Annotated in this window: 1 protein-coding gene; it reads left to right on the forward strand. The window is 44.3% G+C overall.

Features of this window, described 5'->3' with window-relative positions; all coding sequences use genetic code 11:
- Positions 1–575 (forward strand): 2-oxo acid dehydrogenase subunit E2 (locus HC175_RS16680; RefSeq protein ID WP_168139491.1); only part of this gene is annotated, 575 nt, incomplete at both ends.

Below are 575 nucleotides of genomic sequence, written 5' to 3' on the forward strand. Positions count from 1 at the left end.
GTACAGTCTTTCATTGAGGTAGATGTAACCAACATCTGGAACTGGAGAAAGAAGAACAAAGATGCTTTTGAGAAAAGAGAGGGTGAAAAATTGACTTTTACGCCAATATTTATGGAAGCTGTGGCTAAGGCCATTAAGGATTTCCCTATGATCAATATTTCTGTTGATGGTGATAAGATCATCAAGCGCAAGAACATCAACCTGGGAATGGCAGCCGCCCTCCCCGATGGGAATCTTATTGTTCCTGTGATCAAAAATGCCGACCAGCTTAACCTGGTTGGTATGGCTAAAAAAGTGAACGACCTTGCCAACCGTGCAAGAATGAACAAACTTAAACCAGATGATATTCAGGGAGGAACCTACACTGTAACGAACGTAGGAACCTTTGGCAGTATTATGGGAACTCCAATAATCAATCAGCCGCAGGTGGCAATTCTTGCCCTTGGTGCAATTAGAAAAGTGCCGGCAGTCATTGAGACCCCCGATGGAGATTTCATTGGCATTCGTTACAAAATGTTCCTTTCTCACAGCTACGATCACCGGGTGGTGAATGGAGCTTTAGGCGGGCAGTTCGT

This window comes from Salinimicrobium oceani, assembly GCF_012037645.1.